The 23488-nt window shown below is 44.9% G+C and carries 23 protein-coding genes; 17 read left to right on the top strand and 6 right to left on the bottom strand.

The annotated features are described in order from the left end of the window. Window positions 1–36 precede the first annotated feature (36 nt). The gene (locus tag ACED46_RS02815; RefSeq protein WP_017069510.1) at window positions 37–1044 is read right to left on the bottom strand and encodes an adenosine deaminase; all 1008 of its coding nucleotides are present in this window, start codon (window positions 1042–1044) and stop codon (window positions 37–39) included. A gap of 354 nt (window positions 1045–1398) precedes the next feature. On the opposite strand from ACED46_RS02815, the gene ACED46_RS02810 reads away from it, so the two are divergent. Next, entirely contained in the window at window positions 1399–1716 is a 318-nt protein-coding gene (locus ACED46_RS02810) for a DUF3622 domain-containing protein (RefSeq protein ID WP_017069509.1), read from the top strand. A 202-nt stretch (window positions 1717–1918) separates the two neighbouring features. On the opposite strand, the gene ACED46_RS02805 is transcribed toward ACED46_RS02810, so the two are convergent. Beyond that, window positions 1919–2965 carry a succinylglutamate desuccinylase/aspartoacylase family protein gene (locus ACED46_RS02805; protein ID WP_371720855.1) on the bottom strand — a complete coding sequence of 349 codons (1047 nt, stop codon included), beginning with the start codon at window positions 2963–2965 and terminating at the stop codon, window positions 1919–1921. A gap of 271 nt (window positions 2966–3236) precedes the next feature. Between ACED46_RS02805 and ACED46_RS02800 the strand changes: the two genes are divergently transcribed. Then, the gene (locus ACED46_RS02800; protein ID WP_017066819.1) at window positions 3237–3776 is read left to right on the top strand and encodes a DUF3332 family protein; all 540 of its coding nucleotides are present in this window, start codon (window positions 3237–3239) and stop codon (window positions 3774–3776) included. A gap of 138 nt (window positions 3777–3914) precedes the next feature. Here ACED46_RS02800 and ACED46_RS02795 read toward each other — a convergent pair whose 3' ends face one another. Then, on the bottom strand, window positions 3915–5387 hold the full coding sequence (locus tag ACED46_RS02795) for an aminoacyl-histidine dipeptidase (protein WP_371720854.1): 1473 nt from the start codon (window positions 5385–5387) through the stop codon (window positions 3915–3917). A gap of 1064 nt (window positions 5388–6451) precedes the next feature. Between ACED46_RS02795 and ACED46_RS02790 the strand changes: the two genes are divergently transcribed. The 14 genes from ACED46_RS02790 to pgpA all read left to right on the top strand — a co-directional run bounded on the left by ACED46_RS02790 (window position 6452) and on the right by pgpA (window position 19243). Then, entirely contained in the window at window positions 6452–7741 is a 1290-nt protein-coding gene (locus tag ACED46_RS02790) for an NCS2 family permease (RefSeq protein WP_017066820.1), read from the top strand. A gap of 84 nt (window positions 7742–7825) precedes the next feature. Beyond that, the gene (gene tet(34), locus ACED46_RS02785) at window positions 7826–8290 is read left to right on the top strand and encodes an oxytetracycline resistance phosphoribosyltransferase domain-containing protein Tet(34) (protein WP_009847475.1); all 465 of its coding nucleotides are present in this window, start codon (window positions 7826–7828) and stop codon (window positions 8288–8290) included. An 89-nt stretch (window positions 8291–8379) separates the two neighbouring features. Further along, on the top strand, window positions 8380–9633 hold the full coding sequence (gene frsA / locus ACED46_RS02780; protein ID WP_017060788.1) for an esterase FrsA: 1254 nt from the start codon (window positions 8380–8382) through the stop codon (window positions 9631–9633). Window positions 9634–9777: 144 nt separating this feature from the next. Further along, on the top strand, window positions 9778–10167 hold the full coding sequence (gene crl, locus ACED46_RS02775) for a sigma factor-binding protein Crl (protein ID WP_017060787.1): 390 nt from the start codon (window positions 9778–9780) through the stop codon (window positions 10165–10167). 76 nt (window positions 10168–10243) lie between these two features. Continuing rightward, window positions 10244–11428: a glutamate 5-kinase gene (proB, locus tag ACED46_RS02770; RefSeq protein ID WP_012604650.1), complete on the top strand. Its 1185-nt coding sequence runs from the start codon at window positions 10244–10246 to the stop codon at window positions 11426–11428. A 66-nt stretch (window positions 11429–11494) separates the two neighbouring features. After that, on the top strand, window positions 11495–12745 hold the full coding sequence (locus ACED46_RS02765) for a glutamate-5-semialdehyde dehydrogenase (RefSeq protein WP_017060786.1): 1251 nt from the start codon (window positions 11495–11497) through the stop codon (window positions 12743–12745). Window positions 12746–12901: 156 nt separating this feature from the next. Beyond that, window positions 12902–13351, top strand: coding sequence for a transcriptional regulator NrdR (nrdR, locus tag ACED46_RS02760; RefSeq protein ID WP_004734394.1), 450 nt, complete (start codon window positions 12902–12904; stop codon window positions 13349–13351). Window positions 13352–13391: 40 nt separating this feature from the next. Further along, window positions 13392–14471, top strand: a complete 1080-nt coding sequence (gene ribD / locus ACED46_RS02755) for a bifunctional diaminohydroxyphosphoribosylaminopyrimidine deaminase/5-amino-6-(5-phosphoribosylamino)uracil reductase RibD (RefSeq protein ID WP_371720866.1) — start codon at window positions 13392–13394, stop codon at window positions 14469–14471. A 69-nt stretch (window positions 14472–14540) separates the two neighbouring features. Further along, a complete protein-coding gene (locus tag ACED46_RS02750) occupies window positions 14541–15197 on the top strand; it encodes a riboflavin synthase (RefSeq protein WP_371720853.1) in 657 nt (218 codons plus the stop codon). 108 nt (window positions 15198–15305) lie between these two features. After that, window positions 15306–16415, top strand: a complete 1110-nt coding sequence (gene ribBA / locus ACED46_RS02745) for a bifunctional 3,4-dihydroxy-2-butanone-4-phosphate synthase/GTP cyclohydrolase II (RefSeq protein ID WP_017060784.1) — start codon at window positions 15306–15308, stop codon at window positions 16413–16415. A gap of 295 nt (window positions 16416–16710) precedes the next feature. Beyond that, window positions 16711–17181 (top strand): 6,7-dimethyl-8-ribityllumazine synthase, encoded by a 471-nt coding sequence (gene ribE / locus ACED46_RS02740; protein WP_004741508.1) that lies wholly within the window; start codon window positions 16711–16713, stop codon window positions 17179–17181. Beyond that, the gene (gene nusB / locus ACED46_RS02735) at window positions 17181–17648 is read left to right on the top strand and encodes a transcription antitermination factor NusB (protein WP_004734399.1); all 468 of its coding nucleotides are present in this window, start codon (window positions 17181–17183) and stop codon (window positions 17646–17648) included. Before ribE ends, nusB begins: the two co-directional genes overlap by 1 nt. A 114-nt stretch (window positions 17649–17762) precedes the next feature. Then, entirely contained in the window at window positions 17763–18737 is a 975-nt protein-coding gene (thiL, locus tag ACED46_RS02730) for a thiamine-phosphate kinase (RefSeq protein WP_104215029.1), read from the top strand. Further along, the gene (gene pgpA, locus ACED46_RS02725; protein ID WP_017060782.1) at window positions 18737–19243 is read left to right on the top strand and encodes a phosphatidylglycerophosphatase A; all 507 of its coding nucleotides are present in this window, start codon (window positions 18737–18739) and stop codon (window positions 19241–19243) included. Before thiL ends, pgpA begins: the two co-directional genes overlap by 1 nt. A gap of 119 nt (window positions 19244–19362) precedes the next feature. Here the strand turns inward: pgpA and dxs are convergent, their stop codons facing one another. Genes dxs through xseB form a run of 3 tightly spaced genes read right to left on the bottom strand, consistent with a single transcriptional unit; the run spans window position 19363 to window position 22415 of the window. Next, window positions 19363–21246, bottom strand: coding sequence for a 1-deoxy-D-xylulose-5-phosphate synthase (gene dxs / locus ACED46_RS02720; RefSeq protein WP_136973731.1), 1884 nt, complete (start codon window positions 21244–21246; stop codon window positions 19363–19365). Window positions 21247–21267: 21 nt separating this feature from the next. Then, the gene (ispA, locus tag ACED46_RS02715; RefSeq protein ID WP_010436376.1) at window positions 21268–22152 is read right to left on the bottom strand and encodes a (2E,6E)-farnesyl diphosphate synthase; all 885 of its coding nucleotides are present in this window, start codon (window positions 22150–22152) and stop codon (window positions 21268–21270) included. Between the two features lie 20 nt (window positions 22153–22172). After that, a complete protein-coding gene (gene xseB, locus ACED46_RS02710; protein ID WP_004734405.1) occupies window positions 22173–22415 on the bottom strand; it encodes an exodeoxyribonuclease VII small subunit in 243 nt (80 codons plus the stop codon). 298 nt (window positions 22416–22713) lie between these two features. On the opposite strand from xseB, the gene pomA reads away from it, so the two are divergent. Next, window positions 22714–23478, top strand: a complete 765-nt coding sequence (gene pomA / locus ACED46_RS02705) for a flagellar motor protein PomA (RefSeq protein WP_017060778.1) — start codon at window positions 22714–22716, stop codon at window positions 23476–23478. Window positions 23479–23488: the final 10 nt, after the last annotated feature.

Raw genomic sequence — 23488 nt, 5'->3', positions numbered from 1 at the left:
AAGCTCAGAGCTTCCCTTTTTGATCTTGATAACTCATTAAGTACTCGCAGCAAGGTATTGGCGTACCTGTGTGATGAGATCTTCCTTGGCGTGAGGCGAGATAAAACTGGCTTCGATGGCATTAATACTGAACTGCGCCAATTCGTTTTTGGTCACTGGGTGAGCATTGGCGACGGCGAGGAAGTTATCATTCATATAGCCGCCGAAGTAAGCCGGATCATCGGAATTGATGGTGACGCACAGCCCTTTTCTCAGCAACTCGACGATGTTGTGCTCTTGCATGGTCTCAAACACCTTGAGCTTGGTATTCGACAGCGGGCAGACGGTCAGTGGTGTACGTTTTGCTATTAGCTGTTCCATCAACTCTTCATCTTCTACACAGCGAACGCCATGATCAATTCGGGTAATGCCTAGCAAGCTCAGTGCGTCGCTAATATTTTGTGCTGGGCCTTCTTCTCCGGCGTGCGCGACAGTCAGAAAGCCTTGGTTGATCGCTTCTTGGAATACATGTTTAAACTTCTCTGGTGGATTGCCCTGTTCTGATGAATCTAACCCAACGGCAATGATCTTATCTTTATAAGGAAGGGCTTGTTTGAGTGTTTCAAAAGCGCTGTCTTCATCGAGATGACGCAGAAAGCACATGATCAGTTGGCTGCTGATACCAAGCTCTTGCTCCACTTGATTCAAAGCTCGAGTAATCCCGCCAACGATGACTTCAAAGTCAATGCCGCGTTCAGTGTGAGTCTGAGGGTCGAAGAAGATCTCAGTATGAACCACATTATCTTGCTGACACTTCAACAGATAAGCCCACGTCAGGTCGTAGAAATCTTGTTCATGAATCAGTACGTTTGCACCTTGGTAATAGATATCGAGAAAGGATTGAAGATTGTGGAACTGGTACGCGTCTCGAACTTGGTCTGGGGTCTCAAAGGGAATCGACAGGTTATTACGCTTGGCGAGTTGGAACATCAGCTCTGGCTCTAATGTGCCTTCTATATGTAAGTGCAGCTCAACTTTGGGTAAATTTTTGATGAAGCTATCCATAGCAACTCCTTAGCTATTTTAATTATGAGCGGAGTAGGTGAGACAGTAGAGTCTATAAACCTGAGCAAGCAGGTATCTCTTTCATTTATCTCTGTTTGAGCATAGTTCATTTCATTGTTATCGATAAAATAGGATAGAAGTTGATGGTGAACCGAGAGTTATGAACCGATTGAAATTAGGCGCAAACGATTTGCAGCATTGGAGTGTGATCCGCTGCAAATATTTGCAGCAATATTCATTGATTTGTGCTCTAATACCGCGCTTACCAAGGGATGGTGTTAAAAGATGCTCACTTAGATGGAGTTATCAAAGTTGACCGATCCCTTAATGATCTCCCTTAGGAAAAAATAGAACATGTCTAAGAACAAAAAATTTGATATCCGCCTTACAGAAAAACGCAACGGTTGGTGTGCAGAGATTACTCGTCAAGTAACGTCTCGCAGCACTACAGTATCTAAGCGTGAGTCTGGTTTCGAAACTGAAGCTCTAGCACAAGAGTGGGCAGAGAAAGAGCTAGCATCTTTCATCGCTAACCAAGCTGAACGTAACGAGCGTAAATCAGAGCAACGTAAAGAGCGTGACGAACTACGTCACACTAAAGAGCTTAAAGCTGAGCAAGCACGTGAAGCGCGCGCTAAAGCTCGTGCAGAAGAGCAACAAGACGCTGAATAATTCAGTGCATGACTAATTTATAGATCCCTTAATTTTAAGATAAGGGATTTGTGAAAAAAAAGCCCCGATACAACTTTTTTCTTTCGAGTTAAAAGTGTTTTGGGGCTTTTTAGTTTGTGGAGTTCTGTTTTATTGTGTTTAAGAGCTCGGTTTGGCTTCTCGCTTTTAACGTCGAGCTCTTAAACTGTTAAGCATTGTCTGATCAGTTATTCAGTGCAGTTAGCCAATCGTCTTCTGCCACTTCTTCAATGTAGCTTTCTACTGATTGTCCTACTTCTTCATCGTCTTGCTTGAAGTAAGCGATGTGGAACACAGCATCACCTTCGTTGACCAAAGGCAGAGTTTGCTGACCAATCACGATACCGCCTTTGGTTGTGATCACTTGGCCTTCTTGGTGACCCAATGGAGAGCTGATGTAAGCAAGGGTTTGTCCTGCTTCAACCTGTTCGCCAAGTCTTACCATGTTACGCAAAATACCGTCTGATTCAGCGCGGATCCAGCTGGTGGATTTACTCAATACTGGCTCTGGTAACTTCTTACGGTTAGGGCGCAGCATGCCGATTTCTTTCATCACTTGATGCACGCCAAGGTAACCCGCACGAATCGCGAGGTGATCAAAACGCAGCGCTTCACCACCTTCGTAAGTTAATACAGGAATACCCAGTTTTTCCGCTTCGCTGCGCAGTGAACCATCACGCAGTGGAGAATCTATGATCACGGGTGTTGCGAACGCTTTTGCGATGCGCAGTGTTTCAGGGTTCGACAGGTTTGCACGGATCTGTGGCAAGTTAGTACGGTGAATCGCACCCGTGTGAAGATCCAAAATGTAATCACAGTGCTTCGCTACGTTCTCAAAGAAGGTGTGAGCGATGCGTGATGTCAGTGATCCTTTCTCACTTCCAGGGAAGCAACGGTTCAGGTCACGACGGTCTGGTAGGTAACGAGACTTATGGATAAAACCAAATACGTTAACGATAGGCACAACAAGTAGTGTTCCTTTCAGTTTCTTTGGATCAATCGCATTGGTCAGCTGTCGTGCAATCTCAACACCGTTTAATTCATCTCCGTGGATCGCCGCGTTTACCATCAGTGTTGGGCCCGCTTGGCGACCATGAATAATTTCAATCGGGATTGAAAGTGGAGAATGCGTGTAAAGCTGAGCCGCTTGCAGTTCAATCTCCATTCTCTGTCCTGGCTGAACAGTATAACCAAGTAATTCGAAGGGTTGATTAGGTTTTAGTCTTGCCATTTAGGTTGTTCTCAACATGGTGATAATTCGTTAACACGGAATGTATCAATCGTTGATTTTTAGTACGAATCAATCGCTTTACGGTGACGACAAAACTTTTTTATGGAGGCGTTTCTTAATTGGTTTCTGTTTTTGATTTGGCTAGTTAGAAGGGGTTTAGAATTGTGAATTTCCTGACAATACATTGATTTAACGCTGATATTTATTGTTCGGTTGGTTGGTATTATTCATCGCCATTTTTTGGCGGCCAAATTCATATATCGAGATAAAAATGAAAAAAACAATTTCAAAAGTCGTTGCACTGGCGGTGGTTTCTGTCGCTTTATCTGGCTGTGTTGGTAGTAACGCAGTAACCGGTTACCTAATGAAGTTTAACGTTAAGGCTGTTGATAACCGTTACGCACGTGGTGGCTTGAACATGCTACTAGCGCCTGCTTACGGCCTAACAGTTGCTGCCGATTACCTGGTATTCAACTCACTAGAGTTCTGGACTGGTAGCAACCCACTAACTGGTTCTCCGCACATCTTTGATACAAAGACTGATACTTACCTAGACATCAACCACCAACTTGATCCGTCTCTAACGGAAGCGCCAGTGGGTCCTATCACGAGTGCAGATGTGATCGAAAAAGGTCAAATGCAGCAGATTGATGAAAACACGATCCAAATGGACATTACTTACCAGTCTGGTGAGCGTGCGACGTTAATCGGTGTTCGTGATGGCGAGATGGTGACGTACTTCATCGATGGCGAAGTTGTGGCACAAACTTCAATTGATGAGCTAGAAAGCTACGCGGCTTCACGCGCTTAATTGTTTATTTAGTCACAAGTAGTAGCTACAAAGATTAGATACAAAAACAGGTACTCATTGAGTACCTGTTTTATTTTGTCTCAGATAAACGGTGTTTACTGTAAAACACCATTTACTGAACAAACATAGCTTATCGAATTAAGCTTTTTCTGGGATCGCTTCAAGCAATGCAACCATTTGGTTCCAGAATAGCTCAACGGTGTCGATCTTCACTTTCTCATCAGGAGAGTGCGGAAACTTGATGGTTGGGCCGAAAGAAACCATATCCATGTTCGGGTAAGGTTCTTTGAATAGACCACACTCAAGACCAGCATGGATAACCATGATGTTTGGCTTGTGACCGTAGATACCTTCGTACATGTCACGGAAGATATGCATGATTTCTGAATCTGCGTCTGGTTTCCAACCTGGGTAAGCACCAGAGAACGCGATGTTAGCGCCTGCTAGTTCAGCAACAGAGTGAAGCATGCTTTCTACTTGGCTACGACCTGAATCGATAAGAGAGCGGATCAGGTAAAGTACTGTGATTGAGTTCTCTTCTGTTGTGATAACACCTACGTTTAGAGACGTTTCCACAACACCTTCAATCTCGTCACTCATACGAATCACGCCGTTTGGACATGCGTTAAGTGCCGCGATAAAGCGAGCTTGGTCTGCTGACGCAAGTGCGCCCATTTCTACAGAAGCTTCTTCATTGAAAGTCACGATGCTGTCTTCTACTTTACCTAGCTCTGTTGAAAGCAGCTCAGTGTAGTAGTTGTATAGTGAAGCCAGTTTTTCTTGGTTTGCCGCAGGAACAGCAACCGTTACGAAACCTTCACGAGGGATCGCGTTACGAAGGCTACCACCTTTGAATTCGACGATGCGAAGGTCTAGCTCTTTTGCGTGACCCGCTAGGAAGCGAGCAAGCAGTTTGTTTGCGTTTGCACGACCTGTGTGGATGTCACAACCAGAGTGACCGCCTTTTAGGCCTTTTAGCGTTAGCTTACGTGTTACGAAGTCAGCTGGAATCGCATTACGAGCAATTTCAAATGTCATTGCGCCGTCGATACCGCCAGCACAACCCATGTACACTTCGCCTTCTTGCTCTGAATCGGTGTTAAGAAGGATATCGCCTTCTAACCAACCCGCTTCAAGACCGAAAGCACCAGTCATGCCTGCTTCTTCATCTACTGTTAGTAGAACTTCGATAGGGCCGTGCTGAATTTCGTTTGAAGCAAGAACCGCTAGGCAAGAAGCCATGCCCATGCCGTTATCAGCGCCAAGCGTTGTGCCTTTAGCTGTAACCCACTCACCATCAATGTATGGTTGAATTGGATCTTTAGCAAAGTCATGAACTGTGTCTTCGTTCTTTTGTGGAACCATATCGATGTGAGCTTGTAGCACTACACCTTTTTTGTTTTCCATACCCGCCGTTGCTGGCTTTTTGATGAATACGTTACCCGTTGGGTCACGACGTACATCTAGGCCTTGCTCTGTTGCCCAAGCAATAATGTATTGAGCAAGCTCTTCTTCATGCTTAGAAGGGTGTGGGATTGAGCAAATCTTATCGAAGAACTGCCAGATAGGGGCAGGGGATAATTTACTGATCTCAGAATGGAATTCAGACACGGATGACTCCTTTTTTATTTAATAACCATATATTTAGGTTTTGTATGGGGAAAAACCTAGAACAAAAATCTAAAATATGGGTCTGTTTTGATGGCAACAGCATACCACTTGAGCGTTTTGACGAGTAGCGGTTCTAAACCTCAAATAGCTCAAATTTTGAAAGCGATCTTGTCCATCTGATCACAGCTAAGCGCCTTGATGCTTATAAATGGAGCAGGCAAACGTTTGTTTAATTCTATTCTGTAATTTTATTACAAAAATAAGTTTGCAAAATAACCGTAAATGGCCAAAAATGTGACGTATAGCAAAAAATACTTGTAATCTTTTTTCTTTAGGGTATATTAATAACCAACTTCTGAGATGAAGAGTAAATGCTCAAAGGATGAGTCCGTTTTATCGCCTCCAAGGAACCGAGAAATCAAATTCGTTTTTTATTGATTTATTAAGGTGATAGTTATGAAAGGTTTACCATCTGCAATGTTCTGGATTAACAGCTCTGTTTACACTAGCAACTTTGCATACCCTACAAGCTTTGGTTACTAATACCGTAAGCATGTAACTCGAACAGTTTTGTTCACCCCTATATATTGGAATTCTTTTACAGCCCTTTTGGTTGACAGATTCTACCGCCACTCAGTTTTGAGTGGCGTTTTTTTTGCCTGCTACTTTTCCAAACCGCTTTCGCTTGTCACTTTCCTTGCTGTTCTGCGTGGTTGTTTTTTTAACGCCGAAATATCAATTTGCGCCTTATTACTGATCCTGTTGAAAAATACATAACTATTGTGAGTTTGAATTCAGAATTTACTGGCTAGATTATCAATGAAAATAACCGATGGTAGAAAAAACAACCAACTAGTTTTAGTGAGTCTATTGTTGTTAATTGTTTGTTTTTAATGGTTATTTATCGATGATATCTTCATTTTTAATCGCTTTGTTTCATACGGCATTCTGATAAATATCGATTAGAGCCTTAATTCTATCTGGAATTTGTTATTTGATAACTTTATAATCCACAGCCAATCGATTACGCAACCGTTTACTTTTTACCCTTATAGGATTCGATAATGTTCGAAAAGCTATTCAAACTCAGTGAAAATGGCACCAATGTGCGCACTGAAATCATCGCAGGTCTAACAACCTTCCTAACAATGGCTTACATCATTTTTGTAAACCCAATGATTCTAGCTGATGCTGGTATGGACCATGGCGCTGTATTTGTAGCAACCTGTTTAGCGGCTGCTATTGGCTGTTTCATCATGGGCTTTGTTGCTAACTACCCAATTGCTCAAGCTCCAGGCATGGGTTTGAACGCATTCTTTACCTACGCTGTTGTAATGGGTATGGGTTATACGTGGCAAGTTGCTCTGGCAGCGGTTTTCGTATCAGGCGTAATCTTCATCTTCTTAAGCATCTTTAAGATCCGTGAATGGATTATCAACTCGATCCCTATGTCTCTGCGTGTTGGTATCTCTGCAGGTATCGGTCTTTTCCTAGCGTTTATTGCGCTTAGCAATGCAGGCATCGTTGTTTCTAACCCAGCAACTAAAGTTTCACTGGGCGACATTACCGCGATTGCTCCTATCCTAGGCTCAATTGGTTTCTTCCTAACGATTGCTCTTGTTCACCGTGGCGTGAAAGGGGCAGTAATGATTGCGATTCTAGCTATCACAGCTCTTGGCATTGTTATTGGTGACGTTCAATACGGCGGCATCATGTCTACACCACCAAGCCTTGCTCCTACATTCATGCAGCTTGATTTCTCTGCTGTATTTGAAATCGGTATGATTTCAGTGGTATTCGCGTTCTTGTTCGTCGATTTGTTCGATACAGCGGGTACTCTGGTTGGTGTTGCAACGAAAGCAAACCTAATCAAAGAAGACGGCAAACTACCTCGCTTGAACAAAGCACTGCTTGCTGACTCTACAGCAACATCTATTGGTGCACTGCTAGGTACATCAAATACTACTTCTTATGTTGAGAGTGTTGCGGGTGTTGCTGAAGGCGGCCGTACCGGTCTAACGGCTGTTGTTGTTGGTATCTTATTCCTACTGGCTCTTTTCTTCTCGCCACTTGCAGGTATGATTCCGGCTTACGCAACATCAGGTGCACTTTTCTATGTAGCAATTCTGATGATGTCTGGCCTAGTTGGCATTGATTGGCGTGATCTTACGGAAGCAGCACCAGTCGTGGTAACATGTCTGCTTATGCCGCTGACGTACTCTATCGCTGAGGGTATCTCACTAGGTTTCATCGCTTACGCTGCAATTAAGCTGCTAAGTGGTAAAGGTCGCGACGTTTCACCTGCTGTGTGGGTAATGTCGGCTATCTTTATTCTTAAATACATTTTCGCTTAATCGTCTAGATTTCTGCTTAATCGCTGAAGAGGCTATGTTTGAAATAGCCTCTAATAATATGACAAAATTATTAGGTTTTATACTATGAGCAACAAATTCGTTATCACTTGGGACAACATGCAGACTTACTGCCGTCAACTTGCTGAAAAGCAAATGCCAGCAGAGCAGTGGAAAGGCATCTGGGCAGTAAGCCGTGGTGGTTTGGTTCCTGGTGCAATCTTGGCTCGCGAACTGGGTATTCGTCACGTAGATACGATTTGTATTTCTAGCTACGACCACGATCACCAACGTGATATGACAGTCGTTAAAGCACCTGAAGGTGACGGCGAAGGCTTCCTAATCGTTGAAGATCTTGTTGATAGTGGTGATACTGCACGCAAGCTTCGCGAAATGTACCCTAAAGCGAAATTGATCGCTGTATGTGCTAAGCCATCTGGTGCTGATTTACTAGACGAGTACATTGTTGATATCGCTCAAGACACATGGATTGAGCAACCTTGGGATACTAGCCTAAGCTACGTAGAGCCAGTAAATCGCAAGTCAAAATAAGCGTAAACTTAGTTTTTTGAGAAATGACCCTTTATAGGGTCATTTTTTTTTATATTATTAGTGACAACCATTTCTTATTAAGTATCCCAATGTCTGAACCAGAAGAAACGAGCTCGAACCTTTCGGAAACTTTGTTTGTAAAGCACAAGCAAGCGAAAGAGACCTCAATGTTGACACAATACATGCCAAGCTCTGAAGCGCTATTGGATGAGAAACGTGAACAGCAAAACTCATCATGGTATCGAAACCTAAGACGTCTTCAGTGGGTATGGCAAGGCGTTAATCCAATAGAGCAGGAAGCGGTATTGGCTCGCATCGCGTCATCAGATAACTCTCGTACAACCGATGAGTGGCTTGATACGGTGATGGGCTACCGCAGTGGTAACTGGGCATACGAATGGACCAAGCTGGGTATGCAGCATCAAAATCGTTCTAATGAGAAGAATGGTGAAGAGATGGCTGAAGAGCTATTTTCCGCATCGTTGTGCTTCAGTATTGCGGGTTACCCACACCTCAAGAACGACAACTTGGCAGCTCAGGCTCAAGTGTTGGCCAACGCAGCGTATTCTGAAGCGATCAAGCACACTAAGTTGATCGTCAAGCAGATTGATATTCCATACCAAAACAAGAAGATCAAAGCGAACTTGCATCTAACCAAGACAGATAAACCACAACCGGTTGTGATTGTCAGCGCGGGTCTAGATAGCTTGCAAACCGATATGTGGCGCCTGTTTAGGGATTATTTAGCACCTAAGAACATTGCTATGTTAACGGTAGACATGCCATCAATAGGGCACAGTGCACATTGGCCGTTAACAGAAGACTCATCTTGTCTTCACCAAGCAGTGCTGAATGAATTGCCTAACATCCCATGGGTCGATCACCACAAAGTCGGCTTGTTTGGTTTCCGCTTCGGTGGCAATGCGATGGTGAGATTATCTTTCCTCGAGCAACATAAGATTAAAGCGTGTATTTCTTTAGGCGCGCCAATTCACGATATCTTTGTTCATGCAGACAAACTTAAGCAGATGCCTAAAATGCATCTAGATGTGTTGGCTTCGCGCCTTGGTAAAGGGGCGGTCGATATCAATAGCCTTTCTGGGCAGTTGATGGCGTGGTCACTCAAGGTACAAGGTTTGCTGTCAAACAGTAAAACCAGTGTTCCTATCTTGGCATTGGCTCTGGAAGGCGACCCGGTTTCACCGCCAATGGATAATCAACTGGTTGCTATTTACAGTGATTACGGAAAAGCGAAGAAAATCAAAGCTAAGTCAATTACACAAGGTTATGAGCAATCCCTCGAATTGGCGATAAAGTGGCTTGAGGATGAATTATTTAGATGACATTTCTCCTAAATTAGTTAAGCATGAAAAATGTACAAACTAAGTACCTGATACTCAGAGGTCATTTATAAAATCCAAATGCGTAGTTTCTACGTATAACAGTCTGAGTAACGTCATTCTTAACATTGAAAATGGAGATTCAATATGTCAGAAGTGACACAACAACCTACGCATTACCGCTTGTTGAATGTTTTAAAGGCGATCGGGCCTTACTTAAGGGAACCGCAATCAGAAGAAGGCCACTATATCTTTGATTGCTTGTCTGTATGTGTGAACGATAAAAAATCACCAGAAGAACGCGAGTTCTGGGGCTGGTGGCTGGAATTGGATAAGTCGGAAGAGGGATATTCGGCGAAGTACAATATCGGCAAGTACAACATCGATGGTAACTGGGATTCTTTGCCGTTACCTAAAAAGGCGGTCGCTGAGGTCTCTCGAACTCAAGAAGCCTTCCACAAGAAACTGGTTGATGAACTTCAAAGTAAGTTTGAAATCAGTATCCAATTAGACGAAGAGTCTGTCGAATTCGTCTAATTTTAAAGGTTACTCTTCTATATAAAGCAAAAAGGTGCGATTTCGCACCTTTTCTGCTTGTGAATTCCCCTTTTGATTGCTAAAACATCACCTCTTATTTGTTTTATCCATAAAAGACTTCATGACAACAAATCATCAAAGCGGGACAACAACACAGCGTAAAACTGTCGTTGTTAAACTGGGTACCAGTGTCTTAACTGGTGGAACATTGGCATTAGACCGCGCTCATATGGTTGAGCTGGTTCGTCAATGTGCTGAATTAAAAAAACAAGGCCACTCTGTGGTTATGGTTTCGTCTGGTGCAATTGCAGCAGGACGTGAGCACCTTGGTTACCCCGCACTTCCCAACTCAATGGCGAGCAAACAGTTGCTTGCGGCAGTTGGGCAAAGTCAGTTGATTCAAGTTTGGGAGTCTTTGTTTGCTATCTATGGCCTTAAGATTGGCCAGATGCTACTGACTCGTGCTGATCTCGATGATCGCGAGCGTTTTCTTAATGCACGTGACACGATCAACGCACTGGTTGAGCACGATATTATTCCGGTAGTAAACGAAAACGACGCAGTAGCAACCAACGAAATTAAAGTGGGCGACAATGATAACTTGTCGGCCTTAGTGGGTATTTTGTGCGGTGCTGATAAGCTTTTGCTACTAACAGACCAAAAAGGCCTGTTTACGGCTGACCCTCGTAAAGATCCAAATGCTGAGCTCATCAAAGAAGTGAAAACCATTGATGACACGCTGCGTAAGATCGCAGGTGGCAGCGGTACTACGTTGGGTACTGGCGGCATGGCGACAAAACTGCAGGCGGCTGACATTGCTCGTCGCGCAGGCATCGAAGTGATTATTGCTGCGGGCAGTGCTGAAAATGTGGTGTTTGATTCACTGAGTGATAACCCACAAGGCACACGTTTCTTGCCTTTAGCGGAAGCGCTTGAAAACCGTAAACGCTGGATTTTAGCGGGCCCTGCTTCAGCAGGTGACATCGTGGTTGACGACGGCGCAGTAAACGCAGTCAACACCAAAGGCAGCAGCTTGTTGGCGAAAGGGGTTGTTCGAGTTAAAGGCGAATTCTCTCGTGGTGAAGTTACCCAAGTCACAGACAGCAAAGGCAAAGTAATTGCGCGTGGTATCGCCAGTTATTCAAGCCAAGACCTAGCAAAAATTGCAGGCAAGCACAGTAAAGATATTGGCGACATCCTTGGATACGATTATGGGTCAGAAGTCATTCACCGTGACGACCTAGTTGTAATCCAAGAGTAGCTCGTGATGATAAGGTGAATCACCTTTTTGCATCCAAAGACAGACAGAATTTAGGGAGAGTTAAACGTGGATTTAACTAACATGGGTATCGCAGCAAAAGACGCTGCTTTCCACCTAGCGACCGCATCTACGGCGCAAAAGAATAAAGCATTGGCGATTATCGCTGATGAGCTAGAAGCAAACGCAACAACGATTTTAGAAGCGAACGCGAAAGACATCGAACTGGGTCGTGAAGCGGGTTTAACTGACGCACTGCTCGATCGTCTACTTCTTAACGAAGAGCGCTTAACCGGTATCGCTAACGATGTTCGTAACGTGATTAGCCTGAATGACCCAGTTGGCAGCGAAATTGACAGCAAAGTACTAGAAAACGGTATGTCACTGTCTCGCCGCCGCGTGCCACTTGGTGTGGTGGGTGTTATCTATGAAGCGCGTCCGAACGTAACCATCGATATTGCAGCTCTGTGTCTGAAGACAGGTAACGCAAGCATTCTACGTGGTGGTAAAGAGACGTTTTTCTCGAACATGGAACTGGTTAAGGTTATCCAGTCTGCATTAGAGAAAGCGGAGCTTCCAGCCGCTTCTGTTCAGTACATCGAGAAGCCTGATCGTGAACTCGTTTCTCAACTGCTTAAACTGGACGACTACGTGGATATGATCATTCCTCGTGGCGGCGCTGGTCTGCACAAGATGTGTAAAGAGAACAGCACCATCCCAGTAATCATCGGCGGCTTTGGTATCAGTCATATCTTCGTTGATGAAAGCGCTGATCTTGAGAAATCTGTCGATGTGGTCGAAAACTCAAAAGTTCAACGTCCATCGGCGTGTAACTCGTTAGATACACTGCTAGTGCATGAAGCGGTTGCTGAAGCTTTCCTAACTAAGCTGAAACAGCGTTTAGCCGGCAAGGTAACCTTAGTTGCTGATACCAGTGCAAAATCGCTGCTAGCGGGTTTTGAAGACCAACGTGATGCGGTTGAAGGCGACTTTGACACTGAATGGCTAAGCTACACGCTAGGCGTGAAAGTGGTAGCGGATGTGGCAGAAGCGATTGACCACATGCGTGTACACAACGCGAGTCATTCAGATGCGATCATGACCAATAGCTTAGAGAGCTCAGAGCGTTTCATTAACTCTGTTGGTTCTGCAGCGGTTTATGTGAATGCATCAACACGTTTCACTGATGGAGCACAGTTTGGTTTAGGTGCTGAAGTTGCCGTGTCTACTCAGAAATTGCATGCTCGCGGCCCAATGGGCTTAGAAGAGCTGACAAGCTACAAATGGGTAGGTAAAGCGAACTATTTAGTCCGCGGTTAACGCTGGTCGTTAATTTTACTCCTCAGCTCATTTTTGAAATGGCGGTCGAGTAGCAATAATCAATGAATCACCACACAAAAGGGCCTTAATTGGCCCTTTTTCTTTCCTAACGTTTGGCAATTCCGTTACACTGATATTCAATTATTTGGAGGTGATATGCATTGTCCTTTTTGTTCAGAGAACGACACTAAAGTAATCGATTCAAGACTGGTAGCCGATGGCCATCAGGTTCGTCGTCGCCGTCAATGCCTTGCATGTAGTGAACGTTTTACTACGTTCGAATCGGCAGAACTTGTGATGCCTAAAGTCATAAAGTCGAATGGAAACCGCGAACCATTTAATGAAGATAAAATGGTGGGTGGTGTACAGCGCGCCCTAGAAAAACGCCCAGTGAGTGCTGACGCGATTGAACTTGCGATCAGTACGATTAAGTCACAACTCCGTGCAACTGGTGAGCGTGAAGTACCAAGCGAGATGATTGGTAATCTTGTGATGGGCCAATTGAAAGAATTGGATAAAGTGGCGTACATTCGTTTTGCCTCTGTTTACCGCAGCTTTGAAGACATCCGAGAGTTTGGCGAAGAAATCGCTAAATTAGAGGATTAACTCCTCAATCATGTCAAACTTTACTCCCCTAGATTTTCAAATGATGTCGCGTGCTATTCAGTTAGCAAAACGCGGCATTTACACTACTGCGCTAAACCCTAATGTGGGTTGTGTCATTGTACAAACCGACGGTCAGATCGTTGGTGAAGGTTTTCATGCCAAAGCTGGCGAACCTCATGCTGAAGTACATGCCATGCGAATGGCAGGCGACAAAGCAAAAGGTGCGACGGCTTATGTCACGCTAGAGCCTTGTTCTCATTACGGTCGAACGCCGCCTTGTGCTGAAGGTTTGATTAAGGCTCAAGTAGCCAAAGTGATTTGTGCCATGCAGGACCCAAACCCAAAAGTCGCAGGTCGTGGTATCAAAATGCTACGCGATGCGGGTATTGAGGTTGAAATCGGTTTGCTAGAGCAAGACGCTCTCGACTTGAACCCTGCATTTATCAAGCGTATGCAAACTGGCATGCCATTCGTTCAGTTAAAGATGGCCGCTAGCCTTGATGGGCAAACGGCATTGGAAAATGGCCAAAGCCAGTGGATCACATCGCCAGAAGCACGTCGTGATGTTCAGAACTACCGAGCAAAATCAGGCGCTGTGTTGTCAACTAGCCAGACGGTGATTGAAGACAACGCGTCGTTGAATGTTCGTTGGGCAGAGTTGCCAAGCAGTATCAAAGGTCATTACGCTGAAGACGAGCTGCGTCAGCCGATTCGCGTGATTCTTGATCGTCAAAACCAACTGCGTCCTGAACTCAAGTTATTCCAGACTCCAACATCGGTGTTGAGAGTTGCCGAAGCATCTGCTGATATTGAAGTCGCAACCACAGATGCAGGTCAGCTCGATTTGCACGATCTGATGCGTCAATTACCTGCCAATCATATCGACCATATTTGGGTCGAAGCGGGCGCAACATTGGCAAAAAGCTTGATTGAAGAGCAGCTGGTGGATGAGCTAATCCTTTATTTAGCACCTAAACTTATGGGCAGTGACGGACGAGGTTTGATGGGTGCATTAGGGCTCACTTCAATGTCTGACGTTATTGACCTAGAAATTAAAGATGTTCGACAGGTTGGTGTGGATATTCGCATCGTTGCGAAACCCGTATTTCGAAACAGATAGTAACGAAACCACAGTTGAAATAGTTACTCCAACTACATACGTGTCGTTGACAACAAAAAGAGTTTTAAAATGTTTACAGGAATTGTAGAAGCCGTAGGTACATTGAGTGCAATCACTCCCCGCGGAGAAGACATCACCGTAACGGTTAATGTTGGTAAGCTTGATATGGCTGACGTTAAGTTAGGCGACAGTATCGCTACCAATGGTGTGTGTTTGACAGTTGTTGAATATAACGACCACAGCTACAGTGCAGATCTTTCGCTTGAGACCCTGAAAAAAACGGGTTTTGTCGATTACCAAGCGGGCGATAAAGTTAACCTTGAGAAAGCAATGTTACCAACCACGCGTTTCGGTGGACATGTAGTGTCTGGTCACGTTGATGGCGTGGGTGAGATTGTTGAACGTAACCAAGTTGGCCGTGCGATTGAATTCTGGGTAGAAATGCCAGCAGAAATCTCAAAATACGTGGCTCAAAAAGGCTCAGTAACAGTTGATGGCATTAGCCTGACTGTGAACGATTTACGTAAGAACGCATTCAAGCTGACTATCGTTCCTCATACTTCTTCAGAAACCACCATCGACCAATTCAATGTCGGTCGTAAAGTGAATCTAGAAGTTGATGTATTAGCACGTTACATGGAGCGTTTACTGCAAGGTCAGCAACAAGAATCTGAGCCTGAATCTCGATTAACGATGGAATTCTTACAGCAGAATGGTTTTGCCTAACCGTTGATACAAAGTGCGTTAAGCGAGACTTTGTAAAGCGAAGCAATATCATCAGGTTTAAATAGTGTCGGTTCTAGGAAGCAGAACCATTTCAAAGGATATAGAACAATGCCAATTAGTACTCCTCAAGAAATTATTGAAGACATTCGCCTAGGAAAAATGGTTATCCTGATGGATGATGAAGATCGCGAAAATGAAGGCGATCTGATCATGGCAGCAGAACATGTGACGCCAGAAGCGATTAACTTCATGGCGATGTACGGCCGTGGTTTAATTTGTCTGACGCTAACCAAAGAGCGTTCAAACCGCATGGGTCTAGCGCCTATGGTTCAAGATAACAACGCACAGTACACCACTAACTTTACTGTTTCGATTGAAGCGGCAGAGGGCGTAACAACGGGTATCTCTGCATCAGACCGTGCAGTGACGGTTCAAGCGGCAGTGGCGAAAGATGCGAAAGCGGCTGATCTTGTTCAACCTGGTCATATTTTCCCACTGACAGCGCAAGATGGCGGTGTTCTGACTCGCGCAGGACACACAGAAGCAGGTTGTGATTTAGCACGCCTTGCAGGCTGCGAGCCAGCATCGGTTATCGTTGAGATCCTTAACGACGACGGTACTATGGCTCGTCGCCCTGACCTTGAAGTGTTTGCTGAAAAACACGACATCAAGCTAGGTACGATTGCTGACTTGATTGAATACCGCAACAACACAGAAACAACGATTGAGCGTGTAGCACAATGCCATTTACCAACAGAGTTTGGTGATTTCGAGCTGGTGACTTACCGCGATACAATTGATAACCAGATCCACTACGCGATGCAAAAAGGCGACCTATCTGAAGGTGCTCCTTTGGTACGTGTTCACCTGCATGACACGTTCACCGATCTGCTTCATTCAGACCGTGGTACTGAACGCAGCTGGTCGCTAGATAAAGCGATGAAGCGTATTGGCGACGAAGGCGGTGTGTTGGTTATTCTTGGCAACGAAGAGTCGTCTGATTCTTTGATTCACAAAGTGAAGACATTCGAAGCGCAAGACAAGAACGAGCAGCCAACTATGGCGAAGAAGCAGGGTACCTCGCGTCGTGTTGGTGTCGGTTCTCAGATTCTTCAAGATCTAGGTGTGCACGATATGCGTCTGCTTTCTTCAAGCACTAAGCGTTACCACGCATTGGGTGGTTTTGGCCTTAACGTTGTTGAGTACGTTTGCGAATAAACCATGCGTTAGCAAGCAGACGTTTCTCCGTTTGTAGCAACATAATTTACCGATGATTTCAGTGGCTCTTTTGGTGATAAATCTTGCCAAAAGAGCAAAGTAGCCAAGTCCGACTCAAAACGTGTTCAACACACAAACTTGGTTACTCGCTGTTCCTATATGCTTGGGATCAGCGCTGCATTATCATCTTTACATTGCCGGTGTCTGTTCTTCTAAATTACCATTAGATATTGCTCACAGTTTTGTGCTAGAATCCGGCGATTCTCACTTGATGAAAATAGTTAAAGGAAGGCTTATGAAAGTGATCGAGGGTGGCTTCCCAGCGCCAAATGCAAAAATTGCTATCGTTATTGCTCGTTTCAACAGTTTTATTAACGAAAGTTTACTTTCTGGTGCAATCGATACTTTAAAGCGTCATGGACAAGTAAGCGAAGACAACATCACTGTTGTTCGTTGCCCTGGTGCAGTAGAACTTCCACTTGTAGCGCAGCGCGTTGCAAAAACAGGTAAGTTCGATGCGATTGTATCTCTTGGTACAGTAATTCGTGGCGGTACACCTCACTTTGACTATGTTTGTAGTGAATGTAATAAAGGTTTGGCACAAGTGTCTCTGGAATATTCTCTTCCAGTAGCGTTTGGTGTTCTTACTGTTGATACGATCGATCAAGCTATTGAACGCGCAGGAACCAAGGCTGGTAATAAGGGTGCAGAAGCAGCACTTAGCGCACTTGAGATGATCAACGTTCTTTCTGAAATCGATTCCTAATGGGGGCCAGTGTGAAACCAGCCGCACGTCGTAACGCACGTCAATTTGCTCTACAAGCAATTTATTCTTGGCAAATTACTAAAGAAAATATTGCTACCGTTGAAGAACAGTTCTTATCTGGTGGTAAGTATGATGAAGAAGAGCATCATGCTGCAGAGCCTGCTCTTGCTATGCCAGAAACAGACGTTGCATACTTCCGCGACCTACTAACTGGTGTTGCTCTTAGCCACATGGAACTTGATAGCAAGCTTCGTCCATTCGTATCTCGCCCTATGCAAGATCTGGATCTGATGGAACTAGCGCTTCTACGTTTAGCTATGTACGAGATGACTCGTCGCGAAGATGTACCATACAAAGTGGTTATCAACGAAGCTATCGAGCTTGCAAAAGTATTTGCAGCAGAAGACAGCCATAAGTTTGTTAACGGTGTGCTTGATAAAGCTGCACCGCACGTTCGTAAGAAATAAGACGTTCGTATATTGAATCTAAAGGTCAGCTTTTATGCTGGCCTTTTTTGTAACTAAATTTCTGTAATATCCATGATTACGGCGATTTTTATGAGACTAAAGATAGGGCATGTGATGTCTGGCGAATTTAACCTGATTGAAAAATATTTTGTAAATCGACAACCACAACGTAAAGACGTTCTTCTAGCTGCTGGCGATGATTGTGCTTTGGTCAAAGCGCCGGGCAATGTTGAGATAGCGATCAGCACGGACACCTTAGTGGCTGGTACCCATTTCTTAGCTGAGGCGAATCCGGCTTGGGTGGCGCACAAGGCGTTGGCTTCCAATATCAGTGATCTTGCGGCTATGGGAGCAACGCCTGCTTGGGTTTCATTTGCGTTAACTATGCCAGAAGTCGATGAAGAATGGCTTGCTCCCTTCTGTGACTCCTTCTTCAAGCTCGCTGACTACTTTGGTATTCAGTTAATTGGCGGTGATACAACCAAAGGGCCACTGAGTCTGACATTGACTGTACAAGGTTTTGTGCCAGAAGGTCGAGCACTGCGTAGAGATGGCGCTAAAGTGGGCGACTGGATTTACGTAACGGGTAACCTAGGTGATAGCAAAGCCGGCCTAGAAGTATTGCTTGAGCCAGAACAGAACAAAGTCAAACCTTATGCTCTTGAGCTTGAAGAAAGGCACTATATGAGCGTTCCTCGAGTATTGGCTGGTCAAGCGCTAGTGAACCTTGCTTCGTCTGCTATTGATATCTCTGACGGTGTTATTGCTGATTTAAAACATATCCTTAAGCGTTCTCAGGTTGGTGCGAGCATTGATGTGAGTGCGCTGCCAATTTCTCCAGAACTACGCCAGTTCGCATCTGATATTGCTTCGGCTCAACAGTATGCGTTGACCAGTGGTGAAGAGTACGAACTGTGCTTTACTGTGCCGGAAGAAAATAAAGGCTCATTGGAAAGTGCTTTGTCACACACTGGAACAAAAGTCACCTGCATTGGCCAGATAAGACCTGTAGAATATTTTGAATTACACAATAATGGTGAACCACTGAGTTGGAACTTAACTGGTTACGATCACTTTAAGGTTAATTGATGACAAACCCACTTTCTCTTATTTCTCTTAAAAATCCTTGGCATTTCTTAGCAACGGGTTTTGGCAGTGGCTTATCGCCTATTATTCCCGGCACAATGGGCACGCTTGCGTCAATTCCGTTGTACCTATTGTTGGTTCAGCTACCGTTTCCTGCTTACGTTGCCGTGGTGGTGGTAAGCTGCATTATTGGTATTAAGATCTGCCAAGTAACGTCTGATGATATGGGCGTGCATGACCACGGTTCTATCGTTTGGGATGAGTTTGCGGGCTTTTGGATCACCATGAGCTTAGTGCCTATGCTGAATATCCCTGCCGATGACTGGAAATGGCTTCTGACTGGTTTTGTGCTTTTCCGCTTCTTTGACATGGTAAAACCTTGGCCGATTGGTTGGCTAGATGCGCGAATTCACGGCGGCTTGGGTATCATGATTGACGATATTGTAGCGGGTATTATGGCGGCTATTTCGTTGTATGCCGTGGCACATTTCGCAGGTTGGTTAGTGTGAGTTAACTGAAGGGCTAAGGTTTAGTTGGCGATACACCAAACTAATTAGCAGATACTAAAAAGGTTGACCCTAGGGCCAACCTTTTTTGTTTGCGGAGCTTACGAGCTTACGTATTAAAGCTACTTGGCAAGATAGTCAGTGATAGACTTCTCAATGCCTTTCGCGTCCAAACCAAGCTCTTCATGCAGTTCGCCTTGCGTACCTTGAGCAATGAACTTGTCTGGTAGGCCAAGGTTCAATACTGGCATCAGCAGTTTCTCTTGCATCAAGAATTCAATCACACCTGCGCCCGCACCACCTGCAATCGCATTCTCTTCGATAGTTACCAGAACATCGTGGTCAGCAGCAAGTTGTTTGATCAGAGCTTCATCGAGTGGTTTCACAAAGCGCATATCTGCAACCGTCGCATCGATAGCGTCAGCGGTTTGAAGTGCGCTCTCAAGAAAAGTACCGAAGCTTAGAATAGCGACTTTCGAGCCATCTTTTGCTTTTTCGCTTTCGCGAACGATACGACCTTTACCAATCTCAAGCGCGGTAAATTTATTTTGTATCTCAGTACCCATACCATTACCGCGAGGGTAACGAACGGCACTTGGACCTGTATGCTGGTGGCCAGTGTAAAGCATTTGGCGACATTCGTTTTCGTCGCTTGGCGCCATGATCACCATGTTTGGAATACAACGCATAAAGCTTAAGTCGAACGCACCTTGGTGTGTTTGACCATCAGCACCGACAAGACCTGCACGGTCAATAGCGAACATGACCGGTAAGTCCATGATAGCCACATCGTGGATCAGTTGATCGTAGCCACGTTGTAGGAAAGTCGAGTAGATAGCCACAATTGGCTTATCACCGGCAATCGCCATACCGGTTGCTAGCGTCACAGCGTGTTGCTCAGCAATTGCTACATCAAAGTACTGTTCTGGATACTCTTTCGAGAAACGCACCATACCAGAACCTTCACGCATTGCAGGCGTGATCGCCATTAGCTTAGGATCTTGCGCCGCCATATCACACAAGAAATCGCCAAAAATCTTAGAGAAAGTTGGTTTAGAGCTGGTGCTCTTCGGCAGACTTGAATGTGCAGGGTCGAATTTAGGTACGCCGTGATAACCAATTGGATCTTTCTCAGCTGGCTCGTAGCCTTTGCCTTTCTTCGTCATGATATGTAAGAACTGAGGACCTTTAAGATCTCGCATGTTCTTGAGCGTTTTAATCAACTCATTCACATCGTGACCATCGATTGGACCAATGTAGTTGAAACCTAACTCTTCAAACATAGTGCCAGGGACAACCATACCTTTTAGATGTTCTTCTGTACGACGGACCAACTCTTTTATCGGCGGAACGCCTGATAGCACTTTCTTGCCACCCTCACGAATTGACGTGTAAAGACTGCCAGAAAGAACTTGAGCTAGGTGGTTGTTTAGAGCTCCTACATTTTCAGAGATCGACATCTCGTTATCATTAAGGATAACCAACATGTCATTGTGAATATCACCCGCATGGTTCATGGCTTCGAAAGCCATACCTGCGGTAATCGCGCCATCACCAATCACACTCACGACTTTACGATTCTTACCTTCTTTCTTCGCACTGATCGCCATACCAAGTCCGGCGCTGATCGATGTTGAAGAGTGACCAACAGAAAGGGTGTCGTATTCGCTCTCTTGTCGCCATGGGAATGGGTGCAATCCATCTTTTTGACGAATAGTCGACAAGCGGTCGCGACGACCAGTAAGAATTTTGTGCGGGTATGCTTGGTGGCCAACATCCCAAACCAATTGGTCAAAAGGAGTGTTATACACATAGTGCAGAGCCACTGTTAGCTCTACTGTACCTAAGCCTGACGCTAAGTGGCCACTTGACTGGCTCACTGAGTTAAGAAGATAGGTGCGTAATTCATCACAAAGCTGTGTTAGCGTCTCTTTCGGAAGTAGACGCAAATCCTCTGGCTTATCAGCCAAAGCAAGAGTTGGGTACTTTGATATATCAAGAGTCATAGGTAATGCGCGCTTATTGTCTTAGTTCTTGCGCTCGATGACGTATCGGGCGAACTCTTCGAGTGACTGGGTATTGTATGGGATTGCAGCCAAAGCTTGAAGCGCTTCCTGTAGCAGAGTTTGCGCTTTTTCTTGAGCGCCCTCTAAACCTAACAAAGAAGGGTAGGTGCTTTTGTTTAATTCTTGGTCAGAACCCTGTGGCTTACCCAAAGTTTCCGTGTCGCTGGTGATATCCAAAATATCATCTTGAACTTGGAAGGCTAACCCGATGGCATCGGCGTACCTATCTAATTGAGGCATTACTTCTAACGCTTTTTCACCAGCAGCGAGTGCACCTAATCGAATGGCACTCTTCATTAAAGCGCCCGTTTTATTTCGGTGAACTTCTTCTAATTCTTCTAGCGTAACAGCGCGGTTTTCGGCTTCAATATCAAGCGCCTGACCAATACACATACCTTGAGCACCAGAGGCTTCAGCTAAGCGTTGAATCATTCGAACGCGATTGCTTTCCCCATCAGCACTTAACGTGCCTTCCGCAAGTATAGTAAACGCGAGAGTTTGTAGTGCATCGCCCGTTAAAATAGCGGTCGCTTCATCAAATTTGATGTGACAAGTCTGATGACCACGGCGCAGTTCATCGTCATCCATCGCCGGAAGGTCGTCGTGAATCAGAGAGTAGGCATGAATACATTCGATTGCAGAAGCTGGAGTATCGAGCTCTTCAGCCGTGCACCCGAGCATTTCCCCTGTAATGTAGACAAGAAATGGACGCGCACGTTTGCCGCCTAAAAGCAATCCATAACGCATTGCGTTGATAAGATTTTGATTTTGGTGTGGCAGGCGATCAAGCCAAAGGTTCAGTTGCTCGTTATTACGTGCTTGATAAGACAATAAAGTCTCGATCATAGGGGATCTCATACAATTCGTTATTCTGGTTGTGGGTTAAAGTCACTAAGTTCTGCATTTTCATCATTTTGCAGTAGGATGCTAACACGCTGTTCAGCATCGTTTAGTTTGCTTTGACCGGCACGAGCGAGGGAGATGCCTCGTTCGAACTTTTTCAGCGCATCATCTAAAGCTAGATCACCATTTTCTAGTTGATCAACCAAGCCATCAAGCTCTTCGATTGCTGCTTCAAAGCTCATATTTTCAGGTTTCTTAGTAGCCATAATAAATCTGCGTTTGGAAAGATGAACGAACGTTACCCTAGGCCGCTGAGATGGTCAAATGTAACCAAGAAATTTTGCTAGAAAGTTCGTTTTTAAGGGGCTTGAATGCACTTTGCTTGAATAACCTTAGCTTTATCGAGTTTATGCGCTACGTATAAGAGCAAAGTAAGCCAATAGTTGGGATTCAAAAACGAAAAGTGTGATACTTAGGCCAAGAATTTACTAAAAGATCTTATAGTCTTGCCGATACAAAGATTATCGTCGACATAGAGCTACAAAAAAGCATGAGGAGTGCTCAGTGGATTTAGCAACCCTAATAGGTTTGATTGGTGGATTTGCCTTTGTAATTATGGCAATGATCCTAGGTGGAAGCCTCGGGATGTTCTATGACACGACATCCATTTTGATCGTAGTTGGGGGCTCAACCTTTGTTGTTCTAATGAAGTTCACCATGGGACAGTTCTTTGGTGCGACTAAAATCGCAGGCAAAGCTTTTATGTTTAAAGCGGATGAGCCTGAAGATCTTATTGCGAAAGTTGTAGAGATGGCTGATGCGGCTCGTAAAGGTGGTTTTTTAGCACTGGAAGAGATGGAAATTAACAACAGTTTCATGCAAAAGGGCATCGATCTTTTGGTGGATGGCCATGATGGAGATGTAGTTCGTGCTGCACTGCAAAAAGACATCGCATTAACCACAGAGCGTCATGAGCAGGGCGCGAAGGTGTTCTCTGCATTTGGTGATGTAGCACCCGCGATGGGTATGATTGGTACCTTGGTTGGCTTGGTTGCCATGCTTTCTAACATGGATGATCCAAAAGCGATCGGCCCTGCGATGGCGGTGGCACTTTTAACCACCCTATATGGTGCGATTCTTTCGAACATGGTGTTCTTCCCAATTGCCGACAAGCTTGCGCTGCGTCGTGACCAAGAGACACTCAACCGTCGTTTGGTTATGGATGGCGTACTCGCGATTCAAGATGGTCAGAACCCACGAGTAATCGATGGTTACCTGAAGAGCTACCTAAACGAAGGTAAGCGTACGATTGATGGTGAACCTGCGTAAGAGGAGTTGA

This window comes from Vibrio sp. 1S139, assembly GCF_041439475.1.
In the GTDB taxonomy this organism is placed as follows: domain Bacteria; phylum Pseudomonadota; class Gammaproteobacteria; order Enterobacterales; family Vibrionaceae; genus Vibrio; species Vibrio crassostreae_C.
The sequence above is the reverse complement of the archived record's forward strand: the minus strand, read 5'-3'. Positions and strand labels throughout refer to the sequence as shown.